This is a genomic window from Nocardioides rubriscoriae (assembly GCF_008087085.1).
Taxonomy (GTDB): Bacteria; Actinomycetota; Actinomycetes; order Propionibacteriales; family Nocardioidaceae; genus Nocardioides; species Nocardioides rubriscoriae.
This window is the reverse complement of the sequence record NZ_VIYJ01000007.1, coordinates 343,977-370,971: the sequence shown is the minus strand read 5'-3', so window position 1 is coordinate 370,971 and position 26,995 is coordinate 343,977. Positions and strand designations below refer to the sequence as shown.

Below are 26,995 nucleotides of genomic sequence, written 5' to 3'. Positions count from 1 at the left end.
GACAAATACGATTACTAGCTATCGCCAGAATCATTGCCGAAAAAACTAAACCCATCCAACAAACAGACGAGCATCAAACTAATTCGTCGACTATGACACACTGTTGAGTTCTCAAACATCAGACGCACTCCGGCCGCCACCTCGTGAAAGGCTTGAGTCCGGAGACTGATGAACCTACCGCGCAGATCTTGCCCGGATCTTGGCCTTCTCGCAAAGCGAGTGTGCCGCCATCCGGTCGGATGTGCTGATGTCGGTCACCCCGGGGCCGGGAGCCCGGCCGACTGGCCTTGCTCCCCGCCGCTCCCTGGCGACAAAGAGAACATTAGGGGAGTTCCCGGAGAACGACAAATCGAGTCGACGTGACCCGGGCCACAGAGGGCCCGAACCGACGTTTGCCCAGGTCAGAGGCTTGTGGGCGCTGTGGTGGCCACGAGGCCGTGCGTCTCGGCCACGTCGCGGGCCCCGCAGAGACGCAGTGCGTCGAGCGTCTGCGCGCGCAGCTCGGTGAGCATCCTGGTCACGCCGGGCTCGCCCTCGACGAGGGCGAACAGGAGGAGGCGTCCCACGAAGGTGTGGGCTGCCCCCAGGGCCAGCGCCGTCACGACGTCGAGACCGGTGCTCAGGCCGCCGTCGACGTAGACCTGGGCGCGGCCCGCGACCGCTGCGACAACATCGGCGAGCACGGTCGCCGTCGAGACCGCCCGGTCGAGCTGCCGGCCCCCGTGGTTGGAGACCCAGACTGCTGCGGCACCGGCGTCGACGGCGAGGACCGCGTCGTCGGGACGTAGGACGCCCTTGACCACGACCGGGAGCCCGGTGGTGCTGCGCAGCCACTCGATGTCGTGCGCGCCGAGGTCGAGTGCCTTCGCGGACCCCGGGGCGTCGTCGTACCCCGGGTCGAAGTTGACCCTGAGGATCTCCGGGTCGACGACGTCCCAGACGACGGGGCCGTCGTCGCGGGGGTACTTGGTGCCCACGACCGGGGTGTCGACCGTGAGGACGACGGCGTCGGCACCAGCGGCCACCGCACGGTGCAGCAGCGGCTCGGCCAGGCGCCGGTCGGCCGGGAGGTAGCACTGGACCCACCACCGCACGCCCGTGGCGGCGAGCTCGGCGAAGCGGGTGCCGGCGTTGCTCGAGACGACCATCAACCCGTCGGCCGCCGCCACCGCACGGGCCACCGCCAGCTCGCCGTCCGGGTGGACCGCCCGCTGCAGGGTCGTCGGGGCGACCCCGAAGGGCACTGCCGTGCGGCGGCCGAGCACCTCGGTGGAGATGTCGACCGTCGTGACGTCGCGCATCACCCGCGGGTGCAGGGACCAGGACCGCCACGACGACGCGGCGGCGGCGGCCGTCACGCCGTCGCGGGCGCCCATGGCGACGTAATCGAACACGGGGGGCGACAGGCGCCGACGTGCCTGCTCCTCGAGCCCAGCCAGCCAGCGCGCGTCGGACACCTCAGTGGACCTCGACGCCCGCGAAGCTCTTCTTGCCGCGGCGCAGGACCAACCACGACCCGCCGATCAGGTCGTCGGCCGACAGCAGGGCCTCGGCGTCCTCGACGCGCTGGTTGTTGAGGTAGGCACCGCCCTCGGTCACCGTGCGCCTCGCCTCCCCCTTGCTCTTGACCAGGCCGGCGGTGACGAACAGGTCGGTCATGGTGGGCCAGCCGTCGCTGCGGTCCAGCGTCACGACACCCGCCTCGCGCAGCGCAGCGCCGAGGGTCGCGGTGCTGAGCGAGGTCAGGTCTCCCCCGCCGAACAACGCCGCTGCGGCCGCCTTGGCCTGCTCGGTCTCGTCGGCGCCGTGGACGAACGTCGTCACCGCGTCGGCCAGGACCTTCTGGGCCTGGCGGAGGAAGGGCTTCTCGGCGTGCCGGGCCTCGAGGGACTCGATCTCGTCGCGGGGCAGGAACGTGAAGATGCGCAGCAGCTCGCCGACCTTCTCGTCCTCGACGTTGAGCCAGAACTGGTGGAAGGCGTAGGGCGACATCATCTCGGGGTCGAGCCACAGCGCCCCGGTCTCGGTCTTGCCGTACTTGGTGCCGTCGGCCTTGGTGACCAACGGCGTCGCCACCGCGTGGACGTGGTCGCCGGTGACGCGGCGGACGAGCTCGGCGCCCGCGGTGATGTTGCCCCACTGGTCGGAGCCCCCGAACTGCAGGTCGACGCCGTGGTCGCGGTGCAGGGTGAGGAAGTCCATCGACTGCAGCAGCACGTAGCTGAACTCGGTGTAGCTGATGCCCGACTCGAGCCGCCGCCTGACCGTGTCGCGCGCGAGCATCCGGTTGACCGGGAAGTGCTTGCCCACGTCTCGCAGGAACTCGATGACCGACATCCCCTCGGTCCAGTCGTAGTTGTTGACGATGGTGGCGGGGTTGTCGCCCTCGAAGGTCAGGAACCGCTGCATCTGCCGGCGGAAGCGGTCGGTCCACTCCTGGACCGTGTCGAGCGAGTTGAGCGTGCGCTCGCCCGAGTCCTTGGGGTCGCCGATCATGCCGGTGGCTCCGCCGACGAGGAGGTACGGCGTGTGGCCCGCGTCCTGGAGCCGGCGGGCGGTCGCCAGCTGGACCAGGTTGCCCATGTGCATGCTCGGGGCGGTGGGGTCGAAGCCGACGTAGAACCGCACGCTGCCCTCGCCGAGCGCCGCGCGCAGCGCGTCGAGGTCGGTGGAGTGGGCGACGAGGCCGCGCCACTGCAGGTCGTCGAGGAGGGCGGGGTCGACGGGCACGTGGGGCCTTCCCGGGTCGGGTGGATGGTGGGGCGGAGCCAGGCCAAGCCTGCCTCACCCGGGATCGTGGCAGGACCGGTGGTCGGTCCGCAGTAGGTTTTGCGGGTGATCGGGGACAGGTACTCGCTCGACCGGGAGATCGGCCGGGGCGGCATGGGCGCGGTGTGGCTCGGCCGCGACGAGGTCCTCGGGCGTGCCGTGGCCGTCAAGCGCGTCGGCGTGGCCCCCGGCGGCTCCAGCCCCGACCTGCAGCGCGCCGAGCGCGAGGCCCGGATCGCGGCCAGCCTCAACCACCCCAACATCGTCGGGGTCTTCGACCTGGTGACCGACGGCGACGAGCAGTACATGGTGATGGAGTACGTCCCGGGACGCACCCTGGCCGACCTCGTGCGCGACCACGGGGCGCTCCCCCCGCAGCAGGTTGCCCGCATCCTGGCCCAGGTGGCCTCCGCACTGGCGGCGGCGCACGCCAGCCAGGTCGTGCACCGAGACGTGAAGCCCTCCAACATCCTGGTCCGCGACGACGGCCACGTGAGGCTCTCCGACTTCGGGATCGCGCGCAACGAGGCCGACGCCTCGCTGACCCAGACGGGTTTGGTGACCGGGTCGCCGGCGTACCTGTCGCCGGAGGTCGCGTCCGGCGGGCTCGCCACACCGGCCAGCGACGTGTGGTCGCTGGGCGCGACGCTCTTCCACGCGCTCGCCGGCCGCCCGCCGTACGACACGGGCGACAACGTGCTGGGCGCGCTCTACCAGATCGTCAACGAGCCGCCGCCGCGGCTGCCCGATGCCGGCGAGATGGCCCCGGTGCTGCTGGCCACGATGGCGCACGACCCCCGTCGGCGCTGGGCGATGACCGACGTCGCGGGGGTGCTCTCGCTGCTGGCGGCGTCGTCCGACGACGGCTCGCGGCAGATCCCGGCCACGGCTCCGGTTCCGGTCCCCACCGCCGAGAGCACCCAGCAGCTGAGGCCCGTGGCCCCCGTGCCCCCCGTGCCGGTCGGCGCCACGATGCCCGCACCCACGCCGACCGAGGTGCTGGCACCGGCACCGGCCCCGGCTCCGGCGCCGCGCCGTCGGGTGCTCCCGGTCGTGGTGGGGCTGCTCGTCGTCGCGCTGCTCGGCGTGATCGCGGTGCTGGCGCTGATGGACGACCCACAGCAGACCGGCAACGGTCCGAGCGCGGGCTCCCCGACGTCCGCGACGTCGCGGACGCCCTCGCCCACGACGGACGCACCGACCACGGCGGCTCCGCCGACGCGGCAGGACCTCGAGGACTTCGTCGCCGCCTACCTCGACACCGCGAGCCAGGACCCGCCCGCCGGGTTCGCACAGCTGACGCCGGGCTTCCAGGCCGCGAGCGGTGGGCTCGCGGGCTACACGGGCTTCTGGGGCGACGTCACGAACACCAGGCTGCTGTCGATCGAGGCCGATCCCGGTGACCTGACCGTGCGCTACACCTACCGTTACACCAAGGCCGGGTCCGGCCAGACCACCGACGACGTGACCCTCCAGCTGGTCCGCAACGGCGATCGGCTGCTGATCGACGGAGAGGCATGACATGAGCGCGAGCGACCACGCCGGACTGGCGCCGACGGCCCCGATCGCAGGCCTCGACGTCGGGCGCCTCGACACGCTGCGCGACCTCGACCCCGGCGACACCACCTACATCGACCGCGCGATCGGCAACTTCCAGGTCAACTCCGAGGCGGCCGTCGTGGCGATCCGCGAGTCGGTCGCGGCCGGCGACACCGCCGCCGTGGTGGCTCGAGCCCACAAGATCGCCGGGAGCGCGCTCAACCTCGGGTGCCTGCGGGCCGGCGAGGCCGCTCGCGCGGTCGAGCTCGCGGCCGACACGGGGTCGGTGGAGCCCGTCGTCGCCCTGCTCGACGAGCTCACCGACGCCATGACCGAGGGCCGGGCCCTGCTGCTCGCCTACCAGGCGACGTACGCCGGGTGAGCGCGAGCCGCTAGTCGCCGTCCGCGGCGCGGGACCGGCGGCGTACGACCCACCAGCGCCGCGCCAGCTCGGCGCCGGCGACGGAGACGACCACCCACACCGCGAGCCCGGCCAGGGCCAGGGGTGACCCCGGGTCGTCGAGCGAGGCGCCGAGCGCGGTGTAGGCGAAGGCGCGCGGCGACGCCCCGATCAGCGTGCCCAGCACGGTCTGCCAGCCGGTGGCGCCCAGGGCCCCGAAGGCGTAGGTCGCGGGTGCGTCGGGGACACCGGGCAGGAGCCGTTGGCCGACGACCGCGAGGAGGCCGCGCCGGGCCAGGAGGTCCTCGGTCACCGCGGCCCGGACGGGCCCGAGGACGGCCCGGGCGCCGTCGAGGCCGGCGGCCCTGCCGAGACGCTGGGCGAGCAGCGCCGTGAGGGCCGAGGACGCGACCGCCACGACCGTCCCGAGCACCACGCCGAAGAGCAGCCCGCTGGCCGCGGCGAGCAGCGGCCCGGGCACGAGCGCGGCGGCGAGGACCGCGGCCACCACGACGTAGACCACCGGCGCGGCCGGGCCGAGCCCGTCGACGGCGTCGCGCACCTGCTCGGTGGTCAGCACGTCACCGAAGGTGAAGAAGGTCCCGGCAGCCACCAGCGCGACGACCAGGACGGCCAGACGCGTGCGCGGCCATCGCGCGATCACGAGCGGCCCCTCGGTCTTCACGCTGTCCCCGGTCGTCGAGTGGTGATCCGGACATCGTCGCACCGGGTGGTGCGGAGTAGGGCGGGTGGGGCTCGAACCCACGACCCAAGGATTATGAGTCCTCTGCTCTAACCGACTGAGCTACCGCCCCGCATTTTCCATTGTCCCAGGTCAGCGGCTTGCTAGGGCTGATCTGGCGCTCCGTCCGGAGCCTCGGATCGGCCTGCTGTCCGCAAATAGTCCGCACGTGCGGCCAGAGCGACCTCTCCGAGCCGGTCGACGAACATGTGCACCTCGCCCGGGTAGAGGTGACCATAGCGGTCGAGGGTGATCGCGACGGAGGCGTGTCCGAGCATCGTGGAGAGCACCTTGGGTGGCGTTCCGTGCTTGATGTGGAGCGATGCGCAGGTGTGTCGTAGGTCGTGCGGGCGGAGCATGTCGCCGCGCTGCTGGGAGGCCAGGCCGGTCTTCTTCACGGCCGGGTCGAAGACGCGGTAGCGCCAGTTGCCGCTGCGCAGTGGCCCGCCGTTGGGTGAGGTCAGCAGGTGGTCGGTGGGCTCGCGGCCCTCGGTCCGTGCGGCGAGCTCGTCGCACAGCCAGGCCGGCACCGGGACGGTGCGGTTGCTGGTCTCGGTCTTGGGTGGGCCTTCGACGAGCTTGCCGTTGCTCTCCGAGAGCGTGGCCGAGACGCGTAGCTCGCGGTTCGTGACGTTGAGGCTGCTGCAGCGAAGGGCGGCGAGCTCGCCGAACCGCAGCCCGCACCAGGCCAGGACGAGCACGGAGAGCGAGAAGTCGCCGGCGGCTTCGGCCAGTGCCCACACCTCTCGCTCGTCGAGGAACCGGGTCTTGTCCCGCTCGCTCTTGCTGGGCAGGGCGGGTAGCTCGACTCCCTTGGCCTGGTTGTTCGGGATCCGGTGCGAGCGGACCGCGAGCTCGAGGATCTGGGACAGGACGACCCAGGCGTGCCGGGTGCGTGCGGCCGAGAGCCCGTTGCCGTGGAGTTTGGCGATCCAGGCTCCGACGTCCTCGTGGCGTACGGCGTCGAGCCGGACGCTCTCCCAGGTGGGCAGCACCTGGTTGCGCAGGACGACGTCGTACATCAGTCGGGTGGATGGGCGGATGCGGACCTTGCTGCGCAGCCACTCCTGGGAGTACTCGCCGACGGTGAGGCGTCCGAGCTCGGGGCTGGTCCACTCGCCGCGGTCGAGGCGGGCGACCTCGGTGCGCGCCCATCGCTCGGCGTCGACCTTGCGATCAAAGTGCCGGGATCGTTCCTTGTGGTCGGGGCCCCGGTAGCGGGCTCTCCACTGACCGTTGGGCCTCTTGGCCACGCTGTAGCTGGCCATGCGCATTCTCCTGATCTCGAGGGGTCGACGAAGGAGCGGCGGTGCCGCTTCCCAGCATTCGACGTCCGAATGGCGGGTCCGCGCTGGCGGTCCGGACGTGGCTGTGGACAACGGCGCACTCGGCGCGCCTGTGGACAACCCACAGACGCGCCGAGCGTCTTAAGCCGCGTCGGGGCCTGTGCCGGTCTTCTGCGTCTCCACCCAGCTGGTCAGGTCGCCGACCGTGGTGACCAGACGTCGCCCGATCTTGAAGAAGCGCGGCCCGGTGCCCTGCTGGCGCCACCACCGCAAGGTGTTGACCGGCACCCGCAGTACATCGGCGACCTCGGGCAGGGTCAGGAAGTCGGCGTCGGGTCGATCGTCGAGCGAGCCGATGGTCATGGAGCCGATCGTGGACATGCCGGCCTGTGCCGCAGGGGTGGACGAGCTGTCGAGGTTGGTCATGGTGGGTCCTCTCGTGATTGGAGGCGTCGTCGTCGCGTACCGGCCGAGCCCGGCGCCTGGAATTTGCTCTCTCACTAAGGACCAAGGCGAAGATGGGGTCCCTGGCGATCACTGCGGACCAAAAACTTTCGTCGACTACCCGCGGTGGGTCACCGCGAACGGCCAGGACGAGCCGGTTCAGGGCGGAGCTCGGCTGGGCTGCCGCGGTCCGGTCGCAGGCGTGTTGCGGCCGCAGACTCGGTGACTTGGATGGCTTCGGCGGTCTCCCAGTCGAGGCTGCCGTAGCGGTCGAGATCCTCTGCAGCTCTGGTCGCTGCGCGTGCTGGTCCGAGGTCGGCGCGGTCGCGGCTGAACACAGCGACCCACTGCTCGCGGGCCTCATCGACGCTCTCAGCGACCAGGTGCGCGGTATTGGCCTCCCGGCCCCGGGTCATCGCCACGTACGCCGACGCGGCACCGGTCTGCTCCCCCAGGACGAAGTGGGCACGGTCCACGGTCTCGCCCTGCGCGCCGTAGACGGTTTGGGCGTAGGCCAGCTCGACGTGCTGCTGGACGTAGGCCGCCGGAAGGGTGCGTTCCCCCCTGCTGACCTGGGGCTTTGTCCCTGTTCGGTGTCCTGCTGCTGGTTGCGTTCCCCCCTGCGTTCCTGGCCTGCTGGGGCCGACCGCGAGGGGTTCGCCGGCGATGGTCAGGGCGCCGTCGTCGGCGACCGCGGTAATGGTCCAGGTCTGCCGGTTCGCCACCCCCAGAGAGCGGTCGTTGCGGCGCGTGGTGATGGTGTCGCCGACACCGATGCGCTCCCCCGCGGCGGTCGTGAGCGCCTGCCCGTCGTCGTGCCTCTGGTCGGTCTGGCGACGGTCGCGGATCGCGGCGTTGAGCGCGGCGACCTGCTCGCGGGTGTCAGCCACCACCAGCGTCCGTTGATGTTCCGCGCCGTCGTGGCTAATACCGGTGACGTCGGCGAAGTTGGTCAGGGCCTGAACTCGTTCGATGTCGCTGGGATGGATCTGGATGTCACCTCGAGCCAGGAGAGCTTCGAAGACCTCGGCGGCGTTCTGCCCGGTCCGCATCTCGAGTGTGAGGTGCGCGTAGTTGGGATCGGCGAACCGGTGGACCGTCTCCAGAGTCAGACATGCCGTGTCGGGGGCTGCGTCGGCGGCCAGGTCCAGGACTCCCCCACGTCCGACCGCTGGCAGCTGGTGCCGGTCGCCGACCAGCGCGAGGCGTGCGCCTGACTGGTCGGCGATCTTCATCAACGCCAACGCAGTGTCCTGGTCGAGCATCCCGGCCTCATCGACAAGCAACAGATCCCCCGGCAACAACCGCGCCCGATCCTCAGGCGTAGCCAGAACCCGCGACCAACGGCCGTCCTGATCCCACCGGAACCCATGCTGGTGGACCAGCCACGCCGCCGAGAACGCTTCGGTCCCCAGTTCCTCGGCGGCGACCGAGGCGGCCTTCAAGGTCGGCGTCACCACGACCATCCGGCCCCGCCCGGCCTGCGTCATGGCCTGGTTGGCAGCGGCCAGGGTCGAGGTCTTCCCAGCACCTGCAGCGCCTTCGACCAGCAGTAGCCGCGCCCCGCCGGCAAGGTGCGCAGCGACGTTCTGCTGAGCGACATCAAGCCCGCGGTTGGCTGCGATGACTTCCGCCGGCCCGGCGCCGGACTTGGTGTCGGTGATGGGTGAGCGGTTGGTCAGGCGGGCCGTCAGTTCGTTCTCGACCGACAACACCTTCGACGAGGTCAACGACCGAATGTGCTCGGGCACATCAGTCCGGTCAAGTAGCGGTACGCACTGGGCCAGGGTCCGGGCAGTGAGGTCCTCGGTGAGCTCGACCCGCGCCGGCGCCTCGGCGACCAGCCCGACCGAGGCCACGAGCCGTTCGACCTCACCGCGCACATCGGCTGCGTTCCACCCCGACCGGCGTGCACCGAGGCGGCACAGCACGACCTCGACGCACACGTCACGGTTCAGCTGCCCGATCCTCGGCGCCATTGGCTCAGCCGACTTAGCCGGCGCGGTGGGTGCGTGGAAGCCGAGGTCGGCGAGCTCCTCGAGCCACCGTGCCCGCAACTCGGCCCCGTCCTTCGGCACGACCTTGTCCGGACGCGCATCAGCCCAGGCCCGGGCATCCCACGTGCGTCGCAGTCTGGGGCCGGGTTCCTGACCGGGATGCGCGGTGCGCCACTGAGCCTCGTAGGTGTCGACGTTGCGGCCGATCTGCGCCGCCCGGGCACTGAACGCACCCGCGAACGGTGACAGCTGCTCGATCTCCCCGGACTCAGCATCCAGCGTGTACCCGTGCTTGCTCAGCACTGCGCGGAACTGCGGGTCACAGGCGATGGCTGCGTGTCCGATGCCGTTGATCGCGTCCAGGCAGTCGCGGACCCCGACCGTGTGGATCCCCCGCCACGCCCCCTGGGCCCAGACCCGGGCGTTGACCTGCAAGTGCAAGTGGCGGTGCGGATCACCAGCACGCGAAGTGTGATGCCGCACGACCGCGGCCTCGATCTCCTCCACCGGCACCTGGACCTGCCGCCCCCGCGGCCCCACCCGCGTGGTCGCGTGCTCGACCAGCCACCCAACCACCTCACCCGCAGCCCGGTCTTGCGCCGCGTCGTAAGCAGCTGAGACCTCCGGATGCACCGTCGCGGCCAGCGACCACGTCTTGGGCCCGTTGACCACAACCTCCACGAACCGCACCGCCTGGTCATCAGTCCGGACCCGGCCCTTGCCGCGGCCCGTGGCCGCGTCGCGGCCTGCGACCCACGCCTCGTAGGCGTCGCCGTCCATGGCGCGGCCGGCGCGGACACCCGGAGCGCCGCGACCTGCTGCCTCACCAGCGGCGCTGACCGCGACGTGGCGCTCGGCCAGACCCGTGCCCTCGGCCAGGTAGTAGTCATCGACCCGCGACCGATCAGCCTCGACATAGGTCCGCGCAGCAGTAGCTGAGCCGCGGTAGACCTTCATCCCGCCATGCACGTCAATTCACCAACAATCAGCCACAATCGATTTCCGTCAATTATCCTAGAAATGCGAATACGGGCCACCCGAAGGCGACCCGACTACGGACATTCGTAGCATACGTGCCGCCTATTCTTCTAGCGTTCCTAGGCGCGATTATGGAACTTTGATCGGGTACATGAACAACCGTCGATATCTCAGATGCTGGGTGGAGGAACGTCGCGTCACGGGTCCAGCTCGGCGAGCAGGACATAGGCGGCATGGGGACTACTAACGTCGGCGTGTCGGCGAACCGGTGGGGTTCGAACGGCAGGCGCCGAGTCCTATACGCCCTCACATGCTTGATATGCGGGTATCCCTCGTAGGACTGAGTGCCCGGATCCGCCGGGTGTTCTGTGCCGGCAGGAGGCGCCCGGAATGTCGTTCGTTGATGTGTGTCTGATCAGGTCCAGGGGGTCTTCGGGTGAGCCGGTCATGCGGTTCGGGTGAAGCTTCTTGATGACTACCTGGACTTTGTGGCGAGTCGTTGCCGGCCGAACACGGTGCTTGCGACGGCCTATGACTTGCGGGTGTTCTTCTCGGTGGTGGGTGTGGCGCCGCAGGAGGTGACGCCGCGTGAGGTTATGGCGTTCATGACTGCTCAGCGCGCCGGGAAGTCTTCAATCAGCGGCACCGGCGGCCCGCTTGTCTCGGTGGCCGGTGATGAGTCGGGGGTCTCGAACCGGACCCTGCGGCGCCGGCTCTCGGTGGTGTCCGGGCTACGCCTACCTTGTCGCGCGCGGCGACGTGGCGAAGAACCCGGTCCCGCGCGGTCTGCCGACCCGACGCGAACGCAACCGCCCGAACCAGGGCGTGCCGCTGGTTCGCTCGTCGCGGACGGTGCCACGGATCCTGACCCCCGACGAGGTCGACCAGCTCACCGCCGCGCTGCGGACCCACCGCGACCGCGCGATGCTGGCTGCGATGTAGCTCGGTGGGCTGCGGCGTTGCGAGGTCGTCGGGCTACGGGTGGAGGATCTACGGGTGGCCGAGCGGCGGGTCTTCATCGCCGACGGCAAGGGCGGTCACCAGCGACTGGTTCCGACCTCCTCGCGGTTCTTCGACCACGTCGCGGCTTACCTCGACGCCGAACGACCACCCGATGCCACCACCGATCAGCTGTTCGTGGTCTTGAAGCAAGGCGGTCGCGGCCGACCTTTGACCGCAGCAGGGCTCGACCAGATCCTTCTCACCGCACGCACCCGCGCCGGCATCGGCCACGCGACCTGCCACGCACTGCGCCACACCTGCCTGACCCGGCTGCGTGAAGCAGGGATGCCGCTCGAGGCCGTTCAGTCCCAAGCCGGGCACGCCTCGATCGAAACGACCCGGATCTACCTCCATCTGGCCGATGACTGGTTGACCTCGCAGTACCGCAAGGCTGCCGAGGTCATCGATGCCTAGGTCTACGCCGCACGCCCGGCAGGTGCGCGATGATTGCGCCCGAGCCGCTGGCGACCTGGGAGGAACTCTCAGTGCGCCCCGAACTTGTGCACGTCATGCAGCGCTACCTGGAGCAGATCGGGTGCTTGCTGCGACCCGGCAGCGTCTCGGGTGCCGATCTTGCCCTGCGTTCCTTCGGCGAGTTCCTCATCCAGTGCGCACCCGAGGTTCCCACGACGGACCCGCGGACCCGGGCAGACCATGATCTCTACCGGGCCACGTGCTCAGCAGAACTATCCGACAGCGGCGATCGAGAACAGGCCGGCGACGCCGAGTGCGTACAGCGCCAGGACCACCCAGGAGTCCAGCCCCATCCGAGCCGTGCGCCGCTCGGGCCGGAAGACCAGGCCCGCGGCGTAGACCAGGGTCAGCAGCATGGCAAGGGCGGTGAGATAGATGTCAGTGTCCTGGGCCTGTGGCAGGACTGATTGCCCCGAGATCAGACCCGCGAGCAGGAACAGGACGGGCAGGAACGCGTTGCCACCGAAGATGTCACTCATCGCCAGCTGGTAGTCACCCTGGCGCACCGACGTCAGACCGGTCGACAGCTCGGGCAGAGAGGTCGCCGCCGCCAGGACGGTGGCGCCAAAGAGCACACCAGACAAACCGATGTCACCGGCGATGGCGTCTCCACTGCGCTCCAGGACCACGCCGGCGACGAGGGTGACCAAGGCCGCGACCCCGAACACGATCGCGGCACGCGAGGTCGCCACGCCCTTCTCGGTGGCCTTCTGCTCTGTCTGTGCTCGGGAGTGGCCACGCGGGGGGTCCTGGTTGTCAGGGGCCTCGCCGGCCTCGTGCCAGGGCAGAGACTGGCTGGCCCGGCGCAGCAGCAGCAGACCGACCACCCACAGCCCCGCGATCAGCACCGCGCCGGGCTCGAGCCGAAACACGATCAGGTCCGCCGGCAACTGGCTGCCGGCCACGACCACGGCAAGGATCGCGACCACCAGCACGGCCTCCAGGACCAGGACGAGCGATGCTGCCCGGTAGGTGAGGGGTCGGGCTCCCCTGACGCCGAAGGCGTCGAGGAGGACCAAGACGACGGTCTGTATGGCGATCCCGCCCAAGATGTTGCCGACCGCGACCCCGACGTTCCCGGCCAACGACGCGCTGACCACGATGGCAATCTCCGGCAGGTTGGTCGCAACCGCGAGCAAGACCAGGCCTCCGAGCGCGGAGCCCAAGCCGAGCCGGGTGGCCAACACGTCGGTCTGCCTCGACAACTGCACACCAGCGACCCAGATGGCACCCGCAGCTCCGACGAAGATCAACAACAACCAGGCGAGCGGGAGCGTGGACACAGATCTCCTGGATGCGTGACGACAATGCAAGACAACGATAGTCGAGTCCGATCATCGACGGGACGCGACCACCCGGGCCACACCCCAGCATCCGCCCCACCCACGCGAGGCAGTTCAGTCGTGCCGCGGCTCAGCACCAGTCTCACGACGAGAACGCGTCTCGACCAAGGAGTCAACAATGAGCAAGGACACGAACATCACAGCACAACAAGCCTTTGGCGAGGCTGTCAACACTGGTGACCCTCACGGCTCTGCATGACTTGGTCGCCGACGGCAAGGTCGATCACGACCCCACCCCGGGCCAGGTGGACGGAGCGGCTGGCTTCGTGGCCTTCTTCAACGAGATGCGTGCTGCCTTCCCCGACCTCCATGTCGAGGTCGAGGTCGAGCACCTTGTGGCCGACGACGACAACGTCGCCTTCGCCTACACGCTGACCGGCACTCACGACGGGCCCGTCCAAGGCCACGGCACGACTGGCAAGCCGTTCGCGGTCCGCGGGGTGCAGATCAGCAAATTCGACGAGAACGCCACGCTCGTCGAGCGCTGGGGCGACACTGACGAAGCCGGCATCATGTCGCAACTCGGACTCGCCTGAGCATCGCACCGGCAGACACCGACGGCAGGTCCATTGACGGTGTGCGCTCCTGCCGTACCAAAGCTGCTACGCCAACGCAGGAGTCCCCCGTCACCGGCCAGTCGGGGTATGCCCATCGAGCCAGCGCCTGACCAGACGGGTCGGCCGTCGCGGTGAGTCGGGCTCTGGAACACGCCGAGACGGCGAGGTCAAGTCCCCGGTGGTGGTGTAGAGCTGCGTGATCCTGGGCGGCTCGCGCATGAGGTTCGGTCGCGGGTCCCAAGGCGGTCTCACAACATCGCGGCGGCGACCGCGAAGCCACCCGCGCAGGCGCCCAGTCCGAGGGCCAGGCTTGCGACACTGTTGGCTGCGGCGGTCAGGACCGACCCTTGCTCGAGCAGCCGGATGGTCTCGAACCCGAAGGTAGAGAAGGTCGTGAGCGCTCCGCAGAACCCGGTGCCGACCAACGTCAGCACCCACCCCGGCGCCCCGAGGTCGATGACCGCGGCTGCGGTGACGCCCAAGATCAGGGAGCCGAGGACGTTGACGGTGAAGGTGCCCCAGGGGAAGACGCTGTCGTGTCGGGACTGCACGAACAGGTCGGTGAGGTAGCGCAGGGGCGCGCCGATCGCGCCGCCGAGCAGCACCATCGCGACCGTCACCGGTGGTCCTCTGCTCGTCCGGACGGGCGGCGGCCGGCGTACCGGACGACCTCGACCGGGTCCAGGATCACCAGCCCCTCGATCTCAAGTCCTCCAGCTCGGGGAGGAAGGCCCGGATCCGTTCCTCGGCGTCGACGATGCATATTGCGACGGGGAGGTCCTCGCTCAGCGACAACAGCCGGGTGGTGGGGATGTAGTTGGACTTGCCGAACCCCTCGATGCCGCGCAGGACGCTGGCGCCGGCGAGTCCAGCCCGGTGTGCCCGGTGCACGATCTCGGTGTAGACCGGGTGGTGGTGGGTCTGGTCGGACTCCCCCACCATGATGGTCAGCCTGGTCGCAGGCCCTTCTAGCGTCATGAATTCCTCACTTGGTAATCGGTGGGCTCGATGGTGGACTGCTCGGGGTGCCGACGCCGTCGTCGGCGCGGCCATCCGAACGCCACCATGCGTGCGGAAGCGATGCCGAGCCACACCGCGCACAGCCCGACCAGCAGCGACCCGCCCAGATAGGTGAAGGCGGTGACCAGCTGGCCCTCGGCGAGCAAGTGCCGGGTCTCCAGCATGTAGGCCGAGAACGTCGTGTAGCCGCCCAGGACGCCGACGCCGAGGAAGGGGCGCAGGTAGCGACGTGGTGGCCACACGTCGAGTACGAACACCATCAGCGCGCCGAGGGCGAAGCCCCCGGAGATGTTCTCGATGAACGTCGCCCACGGAAAGGTCGAGCCCGTCCACGGGACGAGTGCCCCGACACCCCACCGGGCCAGGCTCCCCAGGGCTCCGCCGGCACTGATGGCCAGCAGCACGTCCCACCGCGACCTCAGAAAGGAGAGCCAACGGTGCGGCCCGTTCGCGACGGTGTCCGTCGCCGTGTCGGGATCCATGGGGAGGTTGACCAGGCGATCGACCGCCATGGGGTCATTGCTTTCGGGCACACGAACTCCTACCTGTCTCAGGTAGGGACTGTTGGTGGCCCGGCGCCACGGTTGTCGGCGAGCCCCACCGCCATCGTGTGCGCCCATGCTAACCAACTCCGGGCCACGCGGGCGACCCGACCGCCCGGACACGTCACCGCCCCCACGCAGCGTCTGAGAACGCTGGCGACATCGCCGCAGGCTCAGGCCGGGGCGCGCAGGAGGTGGCCGGAGAACACACCCCGCCCGGTACGAACCGCCACCGTGCCCCAAGCGACCAGGAGACCGGTGTAGAAGACCACTGCGGCGAACACCAGAAAGTGCGCACCCGTAATGGCTGCCAGTCCTGACGTCCCGGTGACGACCGTGCCGACCGGGAAGGTGAAGGACCACCAGGTCAGCGAGAAGGGCATGCCTGCTCGCACGGTGCGGATCGTGATGGCGATCGCGAGCGCCAGCCACAACATGGCGAACCCCCACATGGGTGCGCCATAGACGAGCCCCACGGCCTCGAAGGCGCGCCCATACGGTGCGGGGTAGACGTCGACAGCTGTCGCGCCGAGGGTGTGCGCGGCGGTGATCGACTGGCCGAGCGGGCCGAGCACGATCCACAGCGTGGGCACCGCGGCGGCGGCCCCGACCTTGTGGTGCACCAACCGGCTCCAGATCATCGTGATCACGACCAGGCTGGCCACGATGGTCAGGCCGAACATCATCGTGCAGGCCAGCTGCATGCTGAGCTGCCACTGACCGGCGGGCAGGTGGGGCAGCAGCAGCGGACCGGTGGCCGCGCTGACCATGGGCGGCACGACGGGCATCAGCCAGCCCCCGAAGGCCGCGTCCTGCTTCACCTCGTGGGTGGTGAAGGCCTTGTAGGGCACCGCCACCGCGGTCCAGAGACCGAGCAGGGTGCCGGCAGTCCAGAGCACGAAGTCCATGCCCACGGCTGTGCCCTGGCCGACTAGCGGCTGACCGACCAGCAGGGCGCCTGCCCCGACGGTCATCAGCGCCATGGCCGGGGCGCCGTAGAAGTGCGACATCGCCGGGTCGTCGAGGTGTCCCCGCGCGGTGCGGGGGTGCTGCGTCCAGTGGATGAGCGTGGCCATACTGATGACAGCGAGCAGGATCACGTCGAGCACCCACACGGCCCGTGCGAAGAGCAGCAGACCGGGGACCTCGACGGGCAAGGTCGCGGCGGCGTTCGCGACGATGCCGGTGCCCATCACCGAGGCGAACCAGTTCGGACCGATAAATCCGAACGCGGGCCGTCCCTCGAGAGCGCTCAGGAAGGTACGACGATCCGCGGGGCGCACGCTGGAGCTGGTGCGGGATTCGAGAATGCTCATGACTTCAGTCTGCGAGCGCGCACAGTCGCTCAGTAGTCCCCGCCCAGCTGTGCATCCACAACCAAGGCTTGTGACTACCGGTAAGTTTGCCCTGTGTCTTCCCATCTTCCCGATCTCGATGGACTGCGGCTGCTCGTAGGCATCGCCCGCCATGGCAGCATCGGTGGCACGGCACGCGCCAACGGCATGAGCCAGCAGGCCGCGTCCGAACGTGTGCGGGGAATGGAGGCCCAGACAGGGCTGACGCTCGTGCGACGCGGCGCACGTGGATCACAGCTCACCGAGGCCGGCGTGGTCGTAGCCGAGTGGGCGGCGCGGCTGCTCGATCTAGCCGACGAGGTAGACACCGCGATCGAGGGGTTGCGCGGCGACCGCAGTCGCGAGCTCGTGGTGTGGGCCAGCATGACGATCGCGGAGAGTCTCATCCCCCGCTGGCTGGTGCAGTTGCGCCAACGACAGCTTGGCGAGGGCTACCGGGCGACGGCTGTGAGTCTCAATGCCTCCAACAGCCGAGACGTGGTCGAAGCGGTTCGCGCAGGAACAGCCCACGTGGGCTTCGTCGAGGGAGTCGAGGCGCCGGCGGCGGTGCGGTCGGTGACCGTCGCCCAGGACGAGCTCGTTCTGGTCGCGGCGGCCGGCACACCGCTGAGTCGACGACGCACCCCGCTGTTGCCCGAGGAGGTGGCAGAACTTGCGCTGACCAGTCGTGAGCAGGGCTCGGGAACCCGCGAGGTTCTTGAGATCGCCTTGGCCAAACATGGCTTGGCGGTGGGCGACCCGGAGGTGGAGCTCACCACCGCGACCGCCGTCCGCGAAGCAGTCCTTGCCGGCAGCGCGCCGGCGTTCCTCAGCCGTCGCGTCGTCGCGCGCGACGTGGATTCCGGGAGCCTGAGCGTCGTGGCCGTACTGGACCTCGATCTGCGACGGTACTTCCGCGCCGTCTGGGTCGGAACCAAGAACCCGCCGGCCGGGGTAGTGCGTGACCTCGTCGCGATCGCGCGTGCGGCTGAGCGCTGACCACCAGAGCGCCTACACAATGAACTGGTGGCCCACGAAGTGGAGCCGGGTGCGGGCACATGGCTCGCCGCTGGTTCGGCATAGGGTTTCCTTTGTGACGTCGCCGCCGCATGTACGGGATGAGCAGGCGTTCCCGCTCCCGCTGGCCGCCGGATTCGCGGGCATCTGCCTGGCTGTCGGTGTTGCGCCCGTGGGCTGGAGCGGACACCGTGCTGGCTGACCCCGCCAGCAAACGAGCGCGCGTCCACGACGACCCGGTTGGCCGCTTGAACGAGCTCGCCGAACGGTGGCGGTTAGCAGGCCCGAGCAGTTCCAGGTTCGTGCCCTGGTTCGACCCCGACGGCGCGGGCACCCGCGCCCAGGTCCTGCTGCTGATGGAGGCGCCGGGGCCCAGGACGGTCGCCGCGGGCGACCTCGGCTTCAGTTCGCTCGACAACGACGATCCCACCACCCGTCAGGTCCGTCGGGCGCTGACCCCCTCCAGGCTCGACCCGGCGCAGTGCCTGCGGTGGAACGTCGTCCCCTGGGCGTTGACCGGACCTGATGGTCGGCGCCGCAGCCCCCGGGTCGATGACCTGGAAGACGCCCGGCCCGCCTTGAGCGCGCTGCTCGCCGAGCTGGTCGACCTCCGGGTGGTCGTGCCCCTCGGCAGCGCGGCGCTCGAGGGCTGGATGAGGTACCTCACGCTCGCCGAGCATCCGGTCGTCGTCCCCACCCTGGCCGTTCCCCATCCCTCACCCGTCAACGGACACCGGCGCCAGGAGGCTCTCCAGCGGACCACCGCCGCACTGGAACGAGCCGCAGATCTCTGCCGGTGAGCGGCCCACTCCCTGGTGCGAAGCCAATTGCCGCCGACCCCTCGTAGGCGCACGTCGGCCACCAGGCGACCTACTGTGGCGGACATGCTCGGGACTCTGAGGCGAACCGCAATGACAACTCTCGTCGTGCTGGCCCTCGCCAGCTGCGGAGGGGCACCCGAGACGACCAGCAGCCCGGCTGGCGACTCCTCGGGACAGACGATCTCCGTGGCCGGCTCCCCAGCGCTGAGATGGGGCGAGGGCGACTACGGGGTCGTCCTCGCGCACGGCGCCGCCTTCGACGCTGCCAGCTGGGAGGAGCAAGCCGTCGCGATCGCCGACCAGGGAGCCACCGTGGTCGCGGTCGAGGACATCGACTCCGATGCGATTCGCGCCGCGGTAGAACTGCTGCAGGATCAGGGAGTCGCTGACGTTGCGCTCGTCGGGGCCAGCGCTGGGGCCGATGCCATCCTCGATCTCGCGAGCCAGGACCCAGGTCTGGCCGATCAGCTGATCTTGCTGTCGCCGAACGCAACGGTCGACGGTCTCGGGGAGGAGCCGAAGCTCTTCGTGGCCAGCGAGGACGAGCCCGTGGCCAACGTCTCGACGGAGCTGGCCGCCTCCTCCCCCGGTGAGGAGAACGAGGTGACGATCCTGCCGGGCTCGGCCCACGCGCAGAACATCTTCGCCACAGACCAGGCCGGTCCGGTCCTCGAGGCGATGCTCCAACGCCTCAAGCGCTTCGCTGCCCCATGAGACCGCGCGGAGCAGACGTGCGTGGCGCGACACGGTGAACCGATCCGGAGCGCGAGTCGTACCCAGGATCGTGAGATCGCTGCGCCCTGGCTCTCGGGCACCCGGAAGGACGACGGCCGAGGCCGACGAGCGGGTGCTGACCGAGCTCTACCTACGGCACGGGACGGCCCTGATGACCTTCGTGCTGCGCCTGGTCGATGACCGGGGCCGGGCCGAGGACGTCGTGCAGGAGACGATGCTGCGCGGCTGGCGCAATCTCGACCGAATTGATCCGACCCGCGGCGACCCGCGGGCCTACCTGTTCGCGGTGGCCCGCAACCTGGTGATCGATCTGTGGCGCGCCGACGAGCGCCGCCCACGACTCGTCGGCGACGACGACACCGTCGCGGCGCAGGCGGTCGGTGACCGTGCGGACGCGCTCGTCGACGCCTACGTCGTCGTGCAGGCGCTGGACCGGCTCTCACCCGAGCACCGGGCCGTGGTCGACGAGCTCTACTACCGCGGTGCCACGGTCACCGAGGCCGCGACCACCCTCGGACTGCGCCCGGGCACCGTGAAGTCACGCTCGTACTACGCGATCCGCATCCTGCGGACCGCATTCGAGGAGATGGGAGTCGAGCGATGAACAAGCACGAGGAGGACCGGGCCCACACCCGGCTGCGCGAGCTGCTGGGTCCCTACGTCCTGGGCGGTCTCGACGCCGACGACCGGGCCCAGCTCGAGTCCCACCTGCCGACCTGCGCGCCGTGTCGCGACGAGCTCGCGACGTACGCCGGGCTGCCGGCGCTGCTGCGGGCCGGGGCGCCCGCATCCGCGCTCCGCGTGACTCCCGACGCCGGCCTGGGGGACGCGATCGAAGCCCTGCGGACCCGTCGTCGACGCCGGCTGCTCCTCACCGCTGCCGCCGCGGTCGTGCTGGTCGCGGGAGCGGGTGCCGGCACGGCGGTGGTCCTCGGACCCGATGAACCGGTCTCCACGACCCTCGCCCTGAGCGCCCCGGCGGGCGTGAGCGCAACCGGAGCAACCTCATTGAGGGCCAAGCCGTGGGGCACGTCGGTCGACCTCGACCTGCGGGGGCTCCCACAAGACGAGCAGTTCGTCGCCTGGCTCGTCTCGCCCGAAGGGGAGCGCCAGCAGGTCGCCACCTGGGGATCGACCGACAACGGCGAGGCGCAGGTGACCGGGGCCGCCGCACTCGCCCCCCAAGACGTGGCCCAGGTGCGCGTCACCGACTCCGACGGCGATTTAGTGCTCTCCACCGCAACCAGGTGAACCGATCCGCGGGAGACGGCGTACTCCTGCCTGACATCCGACGAAAGGGACCCACCATGAAGAAGACCGCCACCGCCCTGACCGCTCTCACCGTGACCGCAGCGCTCGCCGGCACCTACGCCGCCACCGCCGGCGGCGCCTCCGCCACCCCTGGACCGGGCCACCGCGACCGCCAGCAAGCGGCCAAGACCGTGGACGTCGAGATCCTCGCCCCCGGACGCGGCGACAACGCCGGCATCGGCGGAGCCGGGTGGTTCGTCGACCTCGACATCGAATTCGACGACACCTCGCTCGCTGGCACCGGATTCACCGCCAACCAGCTGACCGGTCCGCTCGCGCACAACAACACCGCTCCGTTCCCCGGCACCTTCTCCACCGGAACCGACGACCGGATGCCCGGCCTGGTCGTGCTCACCAGCACCACCAACAACACCCTGCCCGGCTTCTCCGGCCCGGGAACCAACCTGGCCAACCTGTTCAACCTCACCGGCGTCACCGACCGTTCCAAGAACGACGTCGAGCTCAGGGACACCTGGATCGTCGGCGCCCCGATCGCCGGCAAGGACGTCACCACCACGCTGACCGTCGCCGTCATCGACGACCTGAACCACGACGGCATCTACAACGACGCACCCGCCGTCGTCACCGACCAGAACGCCGACGGCCGCATCGACCGCCGCGACCTCGAAGCCATCGGCGTCGCCTCCAAGGTCGAGACAGTCGACTTCCGCATCAACGGCGCGCCCTGAGGCGAATCTGAATCCACCTACCGCCGACGGGCACCGCTGCACCCCAAGGCGCATGCCTCGCAATTGGAGTGAGGCAACCCAAGGGGCACCGCACTTCAGCCGGACGGGGAAGGCAGAATCAGTAAGAGGCCTGACCGCCTACCCGAAGCCTCGATGAGCGCCACAACCCTCGCCAGCACCGTGCCAGCTTTCGCGCATGATCACCACGGGCCGTCACCGGAGCACTGGCCGGCGTCAGATCCCTCCGAACCCGCCTCTGACCTGCTGTTTCACTTTGTAGCGGGGGCAGGATTTGAACCTGCGACCTCTGGGTTATGAGCGGCGCGTTGAGGCGGCGTCCTTTTGTGTCGCGGACCCAAGCTCAGCGATCTCTAATGAACCACCGTTGGGTCGTTGATCCAAAACTGACCACGACGGAACGGTCGGTGACGGGGATTGCGGGCTTATGCGCTGACCTGCACTGAAGTCATGGACGTTCGGTGTCCTCTAGCGCCTGTTGCGGTTGTTCTGCGGACTCCCTGCGGACTGCACACCGTCCCGGCCACGGCCATCGGTGAACCGAGGACCTGGCACAAGCGCCCGACACTGCCGAAAGTCGGGCTCGACATCAGTCGCCTGCGGGTACTTCAGGGTTCTCCCGACGAATCTTAACGATGACGTGCTCGCGAAGTGGCGTTGAAGTGTGTCCGTGGCCATGGCGTGGTCTGCGCTACGAGGTGCTCCAGGTCGTCGGCCGACACCGCGTGGTCGCAGCTGTGACAGGTGAGGGTGAGGAGCATGACGGCGGTCCCTAGTGGGTGCTGCTGGAGGTTGGGTTATGCGCCGAGTCCTGGTCTGAACCCATGAAATCAGCCACGGAGACGACCAACCCGCCGAGCATGAACGCAGTAATGGCTGCGACAAGCGTGCTGGTGGCAAGGGACGGAGTGTGTGCCCGGAACCCCTCGGTCGGGCCGCTCGCACCGTGGTACTCGTGGGTCAGGGCGTGGCCCTTGCCGTGGGCAAGCAGGTACTTGTTGACCGGGTAGGCCGCGAACCCGGCCACGGTCAGCGCAATCGCCATGCCGACCCAGAAGGTGACGTTCACGAGCCCCGCGTCCATCGCGCCTGGGATAAGGGCCATGACCACGTTGTCGGCGACCTCCATGGTCGCGATCGAGACGGTGTCGGCGGCAAGGACGACGCTGAGCGCGGTAGCGACACCGAGTCCGGCCTTGAGCAGCGGCAGCGTGGACAGGGTGTAGCCGAACACGAACGCCAAGGCGATCGACAACACGATGGTCCACCCGTTGCTCAGCCCGGCGGCGGTGCCGATCATGAGCCCGGCGATCTCACCGATCGCGCAGCCGGTGAGGCAGTGCAGCGTGGCGCTGACGGCCATTGCGCGGTTAGCCATCGACCCATTGTCATGGTGCCCGCCGTGCCCGCCGTGCCCGCCGTGCGCCTCGTGTTCGGTGTGGTGGTCGGTGTGGTGGCTGATGTGGGTCTGGTGAGGCGTGTCGCTCATCGCTCGTCGCTCCGTTCGTGGCATCGGTCAGATGTCGGGCCTAACGGGTACCCAGGGGGGGTATATTCCGGTGGGTGAACAGTCCTCGATAACATGGCCGCAGGAGGTGACACCATGACCACCGCCGCGGCAAACCGGCCTGATGCTGAACAGGACCGCGAACGCGCGCGCCTCGGACTCGTCGTCGCTGTCGCCGCCATCGTTCTCGGGATCCTCGCGATGCATGTCCTCACGGCTCACGGGACCCATCACGGTCCGGGCATGACCCGCATGAGCGCGATGCCCAGCACCAACTCGTCAGTCCCGACGGCCGCCACAAACGGCATGAGCGGCATGAGCGGCATGAGCGGCATGAGCCACCGCTACGGGGCCTCGTCCTCCGCCTCCCACACCGCCCTTACCCCTGCTGTCGATGCGCCCGCAGTCGCCGCCACGGGCGACGGTCACGGCGGTCAGACGGGTTCCATGATCATGCTCTGCGCCGTCATGCTCGCCGCCGCAGCCGGAGCAACTCTCCTCCTTCTTGCGCTTGGCCGTACCAGTGCAACCTGGCGCACCAGCCTTCCCGCTTTTTGCGCCGTCATCACACGAACGACAGCCCGCCTCGCGACCGGACCACCACCGACATGGGAGTTCTCCGTCATCAGGTGCTGACAGGTAGCCAGCCGCCTTCCCGCGACAACGCCGAGGCGCGGCACGCGACCCCACCCGTCAGCACCCAACAGGAGAACCCATCATGCGCACCAACCGCACCGTCCGTACGTCTCGCGCCCTTGGCGCAACCGCCCTCGGCCTCACCCTCGCCTTCACCGTCGCTGCCTGCGGCGACGACACCGGCGACCCGAACTCGGCGAGCACCGAGCCGTCCGCAACCGAGCACAACGACGCCGACGTCACCTTCGCCTCCGACATGCTCCAGCACCACGCACAGGCACTGTCAATGGTCGACCTGACCCAGGGCCGCACCCTCGACCCCGAAGTCCAAGCCATCGCCGATGAGATCCGTGAGGCTCAGGCACCCGAGATCGAGAGCTTCAGCAGCTGGCTCACCGACTGGGACGAAGAAGTCCCCGCCACCATGCGCGACCACGCCAACGCCGACCACGACATAGACGACTCCGGCGACATGGGTGACTCGATGGAAGGCATGGACACCGACATGCCCGGCATGATGAGCGCCAACGAGATGACCGCCCTGGAATCCGCCCCCGACTCCGAGTTCCAGGACATGTGGCTCACCATGATGATCGAGCATCACACCGGAGCCGTGCAGATGGCGAACACTGAGACAGAAGGTGGTCAGTACAAGCCCGCTATCGACCTCGCCAGGAACATCATCGAGTCGCAGAGCGCAGAGATCGAGACCATGAAGACACTGCTCGACTGAGATCTAGTTGGCCGTGAGTGCTCGACGGTCTGACGCCGAGCACTCACGGCGATAGGTCCGTGAGCAGGACGCCAGGTTGTAGAGCCACGCCACGACTGTCCGCTCGGCTCGTCAGAACGCCAAACGCCCGATCATGCCGCCGTAGGGGCGCAACGCGACGTCGTGACCATTCCCCTCAGGACCAGGAGCCTGCTGCAAACTTGGCAAGTCGACTCCGAGAATCTGACGAGCAAAGGAGTTGAAGTTGCGTATTGGCCTAGGCTGCACTTGGTCCGCAATCAGTCCGCAAACCTGTCCGCAAAAACTGCTCGTCGACGGCCTCGAGCGAAATCCACGCGATGACGAAGCCGGTCCAGGTTGCCCGAGGGCCAGCAGTCCGCAAATAGTCCGCATCAGAGCCACGACCGACCGATTGAGACCACAAATGGTCATCACCGTCGCATCGTCACTCCGAGACGTTCGTCCAGGTCAGAGGGGGTTTTCGGCAATGACCGTCGACCTCCAGCAGTTTTCTAGAACGGCAAATTTGGCCTTATGAGTCCTCTGCTCTGACCGACTGAGCTACCGCCCCGCGTGCTGCCGATCGGCGTCGAGAGCGCCGGCCGGACAGCGACGAGCCTATCGGGCGCTCACTCGGACGCGGCGACCGTGGTGCCGGCGTCGGAGGTGGGGTTGTAGGCGCAGACGTCGACGGGGTCCTCGGCGCGTCGGACCTTGGGGGCCCCGGGCTTGCGCCTGGGCGGGTCGATCGCGTTGGCGACGGTCTCGCGCACGTAGTCGTAGTCGGGGTCGGCGGAGCTGAACTTGTCGGAGGTCTTGAACACCACCGAGCGGATCTTGCCCTCCTTGACCCGCAGGAGCAGCGAGACGAAGTCGGGAGCGATCTTGCGCGGGATGTCGGTGTAGACGATCTCCTTGCCCGCCTTGACGATGTCGAGGTAGCGGGTCAGGAGCGTGGCCGGGTCGGCGGCCTCGATGATCGCGTTGATCGCGCAGCGCTGGCGGTCCATGCGCTGGTAGTCGTCGGAGCCGTAGCGACCCCGGGCGAACCAGAGGGCCTTGAACCCGTCGAGGTGCTGGTCGGGACCGGGCTCGAGGTAGCCGGTGGGCGGGATCCCGGCGCTGGTGTCGCCGTTGATGGCGACCTTCTCGTTGATGTTGACGGTGATGCCGCCAAGGGCGTCGACGACGGTCTGGAAACCCTTGAGGTTGACCAGGAGGTAGTAGTCGACCGGGATGCCGAGGCTGCCCTCGACCGCCTGCTTCACCGCGTCGGCGCCCTCGTTGTCGCTCTCGCCGAGCACCCCGGGGTGCAGCACCGGCACCTGGCTGTAGATGGCGTTGAGCATGTCGAAGCCCGGGTCGCCCTGGCCGGTCTGGTAGCCGTCGGGGTAGAGGTCGTGCAGCGGCGAGCCCTCGGGGAACTGGGCGTACATCATGTTGCGCGGCAGGCTGAACATGACGGTCTTGCCGGTCCGGGTGTCGATGCTGGCAAGGATCACGCTGTCGGTGCGCACACCGGTGCGCCCGACCCCGCCGTCACCGCCCAGCAGCAGGATGTTGACCCGGTCCTGGCCGGCCCAGGGGTCCTCCTCGGTCACGCCCTGGGGCGCCGTGGCGCTCTTGACGTTGTTGTGGAAGACCTTGTCGACGCCGGAGGCGGTGGCCATGGCGTACTGGGCCGCGCGCGCCACCGGCGCCGCACCGGCGACCAGGAGGGTCGCGACGAGCACGTTGCCGACGACGGTGTGCGACCGCGGGCGCTCGCGGGGGCGCAGCAGGCGGTGGGAGGTGATGACGACGAACGCCCACACGAGCAGCGCCAGCGCCAGCGCGGCCGCGGCGACCCGCACCGCGGTGGGGTTGAAGACGAAGTCGAGCGCCGCGTCGGTGCCGCGACCGAAGTACCAGAGCAGGCCGGCGATGGTGCCGAGCCAGCCGAGGAGCACCACGGACCCGAGCACACGACGTCCGGCGACGAGGTAGCCCGACCCGGGGACGACCGCGCCGAGCGTGGTCAGGCCGAGGGTCGAGGCGAGGTTGTGCGCGCGACGTGCGGTCGGCCGGTCGGTACGCCGGGCCCGGGCGCCGCCGCGGCCCCGTCGACCCCCTCGGCGCAGCCGGACCGGGAAGCGCGAGGACCGCTCCGCGCGGCGGGCACCCGCCGGGCGGTCCGACGGGACCTCGAGCACCTCGTTGGACATGTGAGTCGGGTTCGTCCCTTGCGTGTCGTGGAGCGGGCAGCAGCACGCCGGAACGGACCGGCGCCACAAAATAACACCGGCACCCACATCGCAGCGGTTCTTCCGCTCCGTGCCGGTGCGACCGGAGGCGAGCAGGGGCATCCTGGGGGCATGGACCCCGCACCCCTCGACCACCTCGACGAGACCTGGGAGCGCGCCCTGTGCGTGGTCGCGCACCCCGACGACATGGAGTTCGGTGCCGCAGCCGCGGTGGCGCGCTGGACCGACCAGGGCAAGACGGTCGGCTACTGCATGGTGACCAGCGGTGAGGCCGGCATCGACGGCCTCGAGCCCGAGAAGTGCCGGCGGGTCCGCGAGGCCGAGCAGGTCGAGTCGGCGCGGGTCGTCGGCGTCGACCACGTCGACTTCCTCGGGCTGCCCGACGGCGTGCTCGAGTACGGCGTCCCGCTGCGGGCGGCCGTCGCGCGCGCCGTACGCGTCTTCCGCCCCGACGTCGTGGTGACGGGCAACCTGCGCGACACCTGGGGCGGGCGCAACCTCAACCAGGCCGACCACATCGCGACCGGGCGGGCGGTGCTCGACGCGGTGCGCGACGCGGGCAACCGCTGGGTCTTCGCCGACCAGCTCGGCGGGCCCGACGGCCTCGAGAAGTGGGGCGGCGTGCGGGAGGTCTGGGCGTTCGGCTCGCCCGAGGCGACCCACGGCGTCGACACCACCGCCACCTTCGACCGCGGCGTCGCCTCGCTCGAGGCGCACGCGGCCTACATCGAGGGCCTCGGGTGGGAGCACTTCGACGCCCGGGAGATGCTCGAGGGCTTCGCGCGCCCGGTCGGCCACCGGCTCGGCGTGACGTTCGGGGCGGCGTTCGAGGTCTTCGCGATGGGCTGGGGCGAGTAG

At 69.3% G+C, this 26,995-nt stretch carries 26 protein-coding genes, 1 tRNA gene and 1 pseudogene; 13 read left to right on the top strand and 15 right to left on the bottom strand.

Going from position 1 to position 26,995, the window contains the following annotated elements; all coding sequences use genetic code 11:
• Window positions 1-401: 401 nt before the first annotated feature.
• Entirely contained in the window at window positions 402-1,457 is a 1,056-nt protein-coding gene (locus tag FZC61_RS14600) for an alpha-hydroxy acid oxidase (protein WP_211357260.1), read from the bottom strand.
• A 1-nt stretch (window position 1,458) separates the two neighbouring features.
• Entirely contained in the window at window positions 1,459-2,730 is a 1,272-nt protein-coding gene (gene tyrS / locus FZC61_RS14595; RefSeq protein WP_148614876.1) for a tyrosine--tRNA ligase, read from the bottom strand.
• 105 nt (window positions 2,731-2,835) lie between these two features.
• On the opposite strand from tyrS, the gene FZC61_RS14590 reads away from it, so the two are divergent.
• Window positions 2,836-4,290 (top strand): serine/threonine-protein kinase, encoded by a 1,455-nt coding sequence (locus FZC61_RS14590; protein ID WP_148614875.1) that lies wholly within the window; start codon window positions 2,836-2,838, stop codon window positions 4,288-4,290.
• Window position 4,291: 1 nt separating this feature from the next.
• Complete coding sequence (locus tag FZC61_RS14585) at window positions 4,292-4,690, top strand: Hpt domain-containing protein (protein WP_148614874.1); 399 nt, start codon at window positions 4,292-4,294, stop codon at window positions 4,688-4,690.
• Between the two features lie 10 nt (window positions 4,691-4,700).
• Here FZC61_RS14585 and FZC61_RS14580 read toward each other — a convergent pair whose 3' ends face one another.
• From FZC61_RS14580 to mobF, 6 genes and pseudogenes are all read right to left on the bottom strand, one after another.
• Entirely contained in the window at window positions 4,701-5,372 is a 672-nt protein-coding gene (locus tag FZC61_RS14580; protein ID WP_170286114.1) for a TVP38/TMEM64 family protein, read from the bottom strand.
• Between the two features lie 77 nt (window positions 5,373-5,449).
• Window positions 5,450-5,523, bottom strand: a tRNA-Ile gene (locus tag FZC61_RS14575).
• Window positions 5,524-5,554: 31 nt separating this feature from the next.
• On the bottom strand, window positions 5,555-6,718 hold the full coding sequence (locus tag FZC61_RS14570) for a tyrosine-type recombinase/integrase (protein ID WP_170215388.1): 1,164 nt from the start codon (window positions 6,716-6,718) through the stop codon (window positions 5,555-5,557).
• Window positions 6,719-6,877: 159 nt separating this feature from the next.
• Complete coding sequence (locus tag FZC61_RS14565; protein ID WP_246081777.1) at window positions 6,878-7,162, bottom strand: helix-turn-helix transcriptional regulator; 285 nt, start codon at window positions 7,160-7,162, stop codon at window positions 6,878-6,880.
• Between the two features lie 149 nt (window positions 7,163-7,311).
• Window positions 7,312-9,159, bottom strand: coding sequence for an ATP-dependent DNA helicase (locus FZC61_RS14560; protein WP_425465424.1), 1,848 nt, complete (start codon window positions 9,157-9,159; stop codon window positions 7,312-7,314).
• A 51-nt stretch (window positions 9,160-9,210) separates the two neighbouring features.
• Window positions 9,211-10,134, bottom strand: a pseudogene (gene mobF / locus FZC61_RS24085) (MobF family relaxase); the annotation flags it as partial.
• Window positions 10,135-11,106: 972 nt separating this feature from the next.
• Here mobF and FZC61_RS23460 point away from each other — a divergent pair.
• Window positions 11,107-11,571, top strand: coding sequence for a tyrosine-type recombinase/integrase (locus tag FZC61_RS23460; RefSeq protein WP_281284272.1), 465 nt, complete (start codon window positions 11,107-11,109; stop codon window positions 11,569-11,571).
• Between the two features lie 272 nt (window positions 11,572-11,843).
• Here FZC61_RS23460 and FZC61_RS14550 read toward each other — a convergent pair whose 3' ends face one another.
• Window positions 11,844-12,914 (bottom strand): sodium:calcium antiporter, encoded by a 1,071-nt coding sequence (locus FZC61_RS14550; RefSeq protein ID WP_139980677.1) that lies wholly within the window; start codon window positions 12,912-12,914, stop codon window positions 11,844-11,846.
• A gap of 236 nt (window positions 12,915-13,150) precedes the next feature.
• Here FZC61_RS14550 and FZC61_RS14545 point away from each other — a divergent pair, with 236 nt between their 5' ends.
• Window positions 13,151-13,510, top strand: coding sequence for an ester cyclase (locus FZC61_RS14545; protein WP_211348904.1), 360 nt, complete (start codon window positions 13,151-13,153; stop codon window positions 13,508-13,510).
• A 269-nt stretch (window positions 13,511-13,779) separates the two neighbouring features.
• Here the strand turns inward: FZC61_RS14545 and crcB are convergent, their stop codons facing one another.
• The 4 genes from crcB to FZC61_RS14525 form a co-directional block, all read right to left on the bottom strand.
• The gene (crcB, locus tag FZC61_RS14540) at window positions 13,780-14,151 is read right to left on the bottom strand and encodes a fluoride efflux transporter CrcB (RefSeq protein ID WP_140009851.1); all 372 of its coding nucleotides are present in this window, start codon (window positions 14,149-14,151) and stop codon (window positions 13,780-13,782) included.
• Window positions 14,152-14,218: 67 nt separating this feature from the next.
• A complete protein-coding gene (locus FZC61_RS14535; protein WP_246081779.1) occupies window positions 14,219-14,473 on the bottom strand; it encodes a DUF190 domain-containing protein in 255 nt (84 codons plus the stop codon).
• 32 nt (window positions 14,474-14,505) lie between these two features.
• A complete protein-coding gene (locus FZC61_RS14530) occupies window positions 14,506-15,063 on the bottom strand; it encodes a fluoride efflux transporter FluC (RefSeq protein WP_211350978.1) in 558 nt (185 codons plus the stop codon).
• A 203-nt stretch (window positions 15,064-15,266) separates the two neighbouring features.
• Window positions 15,267-16,409, bottom strand: a complete 1,143-nt coding sequence (locus tag FZC61_RS14525) for a TDT family transporter (protein WP_139980681.1) — start codon at window positions 16,407-16,409, stop codon at window positions 15,267-15,269.
• 93 nt (window positions 16,410-16,502) lie between these two features.
• Between FZC61_RS14525 and FZC61_RS14520 the strand changes: the two genes are divergently transcribed.
• From FZC61_RS14520 to FZC61_RS14495, 6 genes are all read left to right on the top strand, one after another.
• Entirely contained in the window at window positions 16,503-17,426 is a 924-nt protein-coding gene (locus FZC61_RS14520; protein WP_139980683.1) for a LysR family transcriptional regulator, read from the top strand.
• Between the two features lie 209 nt (window positions 17,427-17,635).
• Complete coding sequence (locus tag FZC61_RS14515) at window positions 17,636-18,244, top strand: uracil-DNA glycosylase (protein WP_211357259.1); 609 nt, start codon at window positions 17,636-17,638, stop codon at window positions 18,242-18,244.
• A 126-nt stretch (window positions 18,245-18,370) separates the two neighbouring features.
• Window positions 18,371-18,979 carry an alpha/beta hydrolase gene (locus FZC61_RS23455; RefSeq protein WP_211348906.1) on the top strand — a complete coding sequence of 203 codons (609 nt, stop codon included), beginning with the start codon at window positions 18,371-18,373 and terminating at the stop codon, window positions 18,977-18,979.
• A gap of 133 nt (window positions 18,980-19,112) precedes the next feature.
• A complete protein-coding gene (locus FZC61_RS14505) occupies window positions 19,113-19,604 on the top strand; it encodes a sigma-70 family RNA polymerase sigma factor (protein ID WP_246084129.1) in 492 nt (163 codons plus the stop codon).
• A complete protein-coding gene (locus tag FZC61_RS14500) occupies window positions 19,601-20,251 on the top strand; it encodes an anti-sigma factor family protein (RefSeq protein WP_139980687.1) in 651 nt (216 codons plus the stop codon). Before FZC61_RS14505 ends, FZC61_RS14500 begins: the two co-directional genes overlap by 4 nt.
• Before the next feature lie 56 nt (window positions 20,252-20,307).
• A complete protein-coding gene (locus FZC61_RS14495) occupies window positions 20,308-21,000 on the top strand; it encodes a hypothetical protein (RefSeq protein ID WP_139980689.1) in 693 nt (230 codons plus the stop codon).
• Between the two features lie 790 nt (window positions 21,001-21,790).
• Here FZC61_RS14495 and FZC61_RS14490 read toward each other — a convergent pair.
• Window positions 21,791-22,507: a DUF4396 domain-containing protein gene (locus FZC61_RS14490; protein ID WP_246081780.1), complete on the bottom strand. Its 717-nt coding sequence runs from the start codon at window positions 22,505-22,507 to the stop codon at window positions 21,791-21,793.
• 114 nt (window positions 22,508-22,621) lie between these two features.
• Between FZC61_RS14490 and FZC61_RS14485 the strand changes: the two genes are divergently transcribed.
• The gene (locus tag FZC61_RS14485; RefSeq protein WP_140009853.1) at window positions 22,622-23,161 is read left to right on the top strand and encodes a hypothetical protein; all 540 of its coding nucleotides are present in this window, start codon (window positions 22,622-22,624) and stop codon (window positions 23,159-23,161) included.
• An 82-nt stretch (window positions 23,162-23,243) separates the two neighbouring features.
• Complete coding sequence (locus FZC61_RS14480; RefSeq protein ID WP_139980693.1) at window positions 23,244-23,894, top strand: DUF305 domain-containing protein; 651 nt, start codon at window positions 23,244-23,246, stop codon at window positions 23,892-23,894.
• 629 nt (window positions 23,895-24,523) lie between these two features.
• Here FZC61_RS14480 and FZC61_RS14475 read toward each other — a convergent pair.
• Entirely contained in the window at window positions 24,524-26,098 is a 1,575-nt protein-coding gene (locus tag FZC61_RS14475; RefSeq protein WP_170286113.1) for an LCP family protein, read from the bottom strand.
• Window positions 26,099-26,248: 150 nt separating this feature from the next.
• On the opposite strand from FZC61_RS14475, the gene FZC61_RS14470 reads away from it, so the two are divergent.
• Window positions 26,249-26,995 carry a PIG-L deacetylase family protein gene (locus FZC61_RS14470; protein ID WP_148614871.1) on the top strand — a complete coding sequence of 249 codons (747 nt, stop codon included), beginning with the start codon at window positions 26,249-26,251 and terminating at the stop codon, window positions 26,993-26,995.